Source organism: Noviherbaspirillum album, from assembly GCF_035916955.1.
GTDB classification, from domain to species: Bacteria; Pseudomonadota; Gammaproteobacteria; order Burkholderiales; family Burkholderiaceae_D; genus Noviherbaspirillum; species Noviherbaspirillum album.
The window spans coordinates 1-4,747 of record NZ_JAWIIV010000090.1 but is presented as its reverse complement, the minus strand read 5'-3'; the positions used below and the strand labels follow the sequence as shown (position 1 = coordinate 4,747).

Annotated in this window: 4 protein-coding genes; 2 read left to right on the top strand and 2 right to left on the bottom strand. The window is 53.6% G+C overall.

All coding sequences use genetic code 11. The annotated features are described in order from the left end of the window. The first annotated feature begins 199 nt into the window (after nt 1-199). Nucleotides 200-3,133: a Tn3 family transposase gene (locus RY831_RS32685; RefSeq protein ID WP_326510452.1), complete on the top strand. Its 2,934-nt coding sequence runs from the start codon at nt 200-202 to the stop codon at nt 3,131-3,133. 427 nt (nt 3,134-3,560) lie between these two features. Continuing rightward, nucleotides 3,561-3,761, top strand: a complete 201-nt coding sequence (locus tag RY831_RS32680) for a hypothetical protein (protein ID WP_326509512.1) — start codon at nt 3,561-3,563, stop codon at nt 3,759-3,761. 236 nt (nt 3,762-3,997) lie between these two features. On the opposite strand, the gene hfq is transcribed toward RY831_RS32680, so the two are convergent. Together hfq and RY831_RS32670 are read right to left on the bottom strand one after the other, a co-directional pair. Then, a complete protein-coding gene (gene hfq, locus RY831_RS32675) occupies nt 3,998-4,324 on the bottom strand; it encodes an RNA chaperone Hfq (RefSeq protein WP_326510451.1) in 327 nt (108 codons plus the stop codon). 65 nt (nt 4,325-4,389) lie between these two features. After that, nucleotides 4,390-4,683: a hypothetical protein gene (locus RY831_RS32670; protein WP_326510450.1), complete on the bottom strand. Its 294-nt coding sequence runs from the start codon at nt 4,681-4,683 to the stop codon at nt 4,390-4,392. Between the last annotated feature and the right edge of the window lie 64 nt (nt 4,684-4,747).

Below are 4,747 nucleotides of genomic sequence, written 5' to 3'. Positions count from 1 at the left end.
CCGGCAACGATGGCAAAATCAGAGTGCTTGAACTGGAAGACTAACCAGAGCAGTGGCTACAAATTTCTATATCAGGTCACCTTTACTGACAAGGCCGTTTTCGTTGTCAGACCACCTTCCACAGTCAAATCCTACACGTTTTATTGGAAAAGTTGCCTTAATGTAAAATTTACCTCACTTTTATTTGTGAGGTTTTACCATGTCGCGGTACGACTTGCGGTTTGTCGGTGCAACGTCCTTGCCCAGCCGGCTTTCGGATTTTGAGCTGGACCAGTATTTTCGCCTCAGCCGAACCGATATCACTGCGCTTAATAACAACTTTCGTACCACCCATCGTGCAGGCGCAGCGATCTTTCTCCTCTTTCTCCGCAATGCCAGCCGTTCGCTTGACCTCTCCGTTCCAGTCCCCCGAGCCCTGCTCCGTCATGTCGGCATAGCACTGGGGCTCTCCACGCCAACGCTTGCCTCCTTGCGAGCGATGTATCAGCGTCCACAGACGCTTTACGCGCACCAGGCGTGGGCAAAAAGCTATCTGGGGTTAGGAGATATCGATCAATCAGCCAGCAGCACACTCGAGGAGTACCTTAATGCGCATGCCGAAGAGGTTACTTCGGTCGATGAGCTGGTGACGTCGGCCGAGCTCTGGCTGCATCAACATCGATATCTCATTCCTAGTGAACGAGCCGTACGCGATCTTGCGTTCAGGTGCTATTCCGCTGCCGAACAAGCGATTTATCGTGTGATCACCACCGTCATTCATCGAGATACCCTGGACCGATGTCGCGAAGCCGTCTTCAAGGTCAGAGAGGGAAATGCCTATACCGTCTTGGATTGGCTAAAAACCCCGCCAAAGGGGCACGGGCCAACGACCCTCGATGAGACGCTCGACAAGATCTCCTTCCTTAAAGAGCTTAACGTCCACGCATGGGCCTTGGACCATGTGCCGCTTGAGAAGCAACGGGGCTACTCTCAGCACATACAACACCGTCGGCCAGCAAAGTCCAGGCAGATCAGGAGTATCGCGGCAACCATTGAACTTGTATTTTTCCTGCGCATTACCTTATTTGAGCTCACTGATAGTGCCATGTACCAGTCGACTCGACGGGTAGCCGGATTCGTTCGCAATGCCTACCAGAAGGCTCAGTCTGCCAAGGCAACAACCGCCATTGCTTATCGAGATCGATGCTTGTCTATCAGAGACATTCTTCAGCAACAAAATCGGTCCGCCGAGGAGCGACTGGCCGATATCGCCACCCTACTCTCTGACATCGGTGATTCACCTTCCCGAAGCCATGCCGCGGAGATGAGAAGCATGCTTGTCAATGATGCCGGCAGAGTACGGACTCTGCTCAAGGCTCTCCACAGCGTGGATTTCGAAGGCGTGAAATCAGATCCCAACTTGCAAAATCTTGCCACGCTGCGTGATTTTTATGATTGCCGGCAGACAGAACTACCGGAAGACCAAATCGTTCCTGTCAAAAGTACTTGGCGGCCACTTGTAGAAGCGACGGATCGCAAACGAGCTTTGCAAGCACTTGAGGTAGCGACCATCATGGAGCTCGGCAAGGGACTACGGCGAGGCTCAATCTCGATTCCGCACAGCTTGTCGTACCGTGAACGGGACCGACTACTCATTGACCCAGTTGAGTGGGGCCAGGAACGTGCCCGACACCTTGCGATGCTGAACCTGCCTGAACATCCACATGAATTTCTCGCGTCCTTGTTGAACACCATTAAGGCCGGTCTTGCCGCAGTCAGTGAAGCCATGCAGGACGAGATGCTCCATATTGATGATGCTGGCCTACTCCATTTGCAACGGCTGGAAGCTTTGCCGGAGGAGCCGGAACCGCGAAAGATGATCGGTCTCATGTTCCGGCAGATTGGTGATGTGCAGCTGCCGGAATTGATGCTGGAAGTCGACGCCCATACCAATTTCAGTGAAATCCTTCTTGGGCGCCGCGCATACACTGAACAGGAGTTGATCGCGCTCTATGCTGCACTGATTGCACACGGTACAGAGATCGATGCCAAGGGCGTGGCCTCGATGACTCCACAACTCGATCCCGTTGAAGTCAACATGGCCATGAGAACGCTCGAGACGCAGGGGCGCCTGCGCAGCGCAAATGACCGAATTGTCGATTTCCAGATGCGGCATGAGATTGCCAAGCATTGGGGTAGCGGCGAGAGCGCGTCCAGTGACATGATGAGCCTGGATGCGTCGCGTCATCTATGGAATGCCCGGGTGGATCCGCGGCGGCGTACACATGCTGTCGGCATCTATACCCACGTGCATGATCGCCACGGCATTATTTATGACCAGCCGATCGTGCTTAATGAGCGCCAGGCTGGCGCAGCCATAGAAGGCGTGGTGAATTACAACGACAGCAGTGACCGTGTTCGACTGCAACTATTGTCCGTGGACACGCATGGCTATACCAACGTGGCCATGGCTATCTCCAAGCTACTTGGGTTTGACCTTTGCCCACGACTGCGGAACCTGTCAGAACGGAAGCTTTATTTGCCACGTCGGATGGAGGGGCCGACGGACCTCAAGCGCGCGCTGGCGAACGAAGTGTCCCTGACGGCGATCCGCAAGGGCTGGGATCAACTGCTGCGGCTGGTTGCGTCAATTCGAAGTGGCCGAGTCAGTGCGACGGTCGCTCTACAGCGCTTCGGCAGCGCGGCCCAGGGTGATCCGGTACACAGGGCAGCGGATCACCTTGGCAAGCTATTGCGCACACTCTACCTATGCGACTATATGACTAACGTCGAATTCCGGCGTGAGATCCATACCATCCTCAACCGCGGTGAATCGGTGCACCAGCTGCAAAGAGCTGTCTATTATGGTCGGGTACCGCCGGAACGCGGTCGTCGCACTAACGAGATGATTGCCATATCCGGGTCCCACGTATTGTTGACCAATCTTGTGATTGCTTGGAACACGCACAAAATGCAGGAAACAGTCGACCGGTGGCAGCGTGCTAAACAACCCGTTGAAGAGACGTGGCTACGCCGCATCGGACCAGCACACTTCAGCCACATCAATTTCCGTGGAACGTTCAAGTTTAGCGTGGGCAGATATGCCGATGCCCTATTGCAACCAAGGACGACGCCCTTGCGAGATAGGGCGTGATCGTCATCTCAGTCCCACCCATTACAGCATTACGGTGGTTGAGAGGACGATCGGCGAGTCATGCCTGTTACTCAGGCGTCAGTCAAATGCCACGCCTGGAAAACCGGCTAAAGGGAGAAACCGCACTAATTTGCACCAAAAGGACGGCATCTGCCAAAATCGCCCTATTCGTAAGCCATTGAAATATAAGGAAATATAAAAAGAAACCGCACTAAATTACATCGAAAGCACACTTACCCCTAACTATGCGATCGCCATTGAGGTTCCGGACAGCCCGCGGCGGATTAATGCGTGGGGTACAGTGGTCTATTGCGATCCTATCGAAGAAGGATTCAGCGCGGGAGTTCGATTTCTCGACATGGACGCCTATAGCAAAGCCTGCATCGAAGACCTGCTGACAAGCCATGTGGCCGTGTGTTGACCCATCATGAAGATCAAAACTCGTACCAAATACAATGAGCAGTTGCACGAACCGAAAGATGGGAATCAGTACATCGTCATTTTGCATGACGGCCAAAAGGTAGAAGGCCAATGGAGCGCAGTGACCTCGCGCTTTTATCTGGACCAGACACAGTCGATCTTCGTATTACGCCAGGAAGCCTTCGACTGGTGGCCGGCAAACGTCTAGTGTCAATTGACGAACCCTTTACGTGAAAGACGGGATACCTTACTCGTTGACTCGCATCAATAGTAGTACTGCTCCATTCATGTCCCTGCTCTGTACAATCGCCCCCATGCAGCCATCGGAGTGAGACTTCAATTTCAAAGGAATAGGCTGCATCCACCGGAGCTGGCGGGCGGAACGAATACCAGCACCATCTTCCATTGACGTTTAACGCCTTGCTCACCTATGTTTGAGTGGCGTTATTCATCACGAACAATCGTTCGACGCGACACTTTACGGGTCACCACAGGAACTGAGTTGGCATCAGGACGCTTCACGGTCCGTTTTACTGTACTTGATGCCAGAGCTGGCTGGGGCTTTGTCCCGGGCATGATACTGCTGATCATGTGTTTATAGATGAGCTGCGTGCTGTCACCGTGTCGCAGTAATACGGCATGCTGATCAAACGATTCGATCTTCCCGGACTGCCCTACCCCGGTCACCAGATACACGATGACCGACATACGCTGCTTGCGCAAGTCATTCAAAAAGGTCGCCTGGACTAAATCGTTATTACTGCGTGTCATAGGTTCGATTTTTCTTGCGCTTCGGCCCAATCTTCTCTCACTTCAGAAAGGGACCGGACACCGCGCTAAATGTCGTAGCGGGCCAGCATCACGTCCGCGTTCAATGGCAGCGTCGGTAGTGCAATTGTAGTGATCGGGCCGGTGCGGTCTTTGCGCTTACGTTGGCTTGTGTTCGACGACGCCATCGCCGCCAACTGCTGACGCAACACTTTGGCCAGCGAAATGCGTTTTTGCGACCGGCATAGGCCAAACTGGCTACGGTACTGAAAGCCGTCTTCAAAAATGATCTGTATTTGGCACTGGCCTTCCCCCGCTTCCGGCACATCGCTGGCCCAGCGTTCCAACACGGCGTTTGCCAAGCCCAACGTGCTCACCCCGCCAACAATTGTGCATATTTTCTATTGTACCAAGACCATCTGTTCC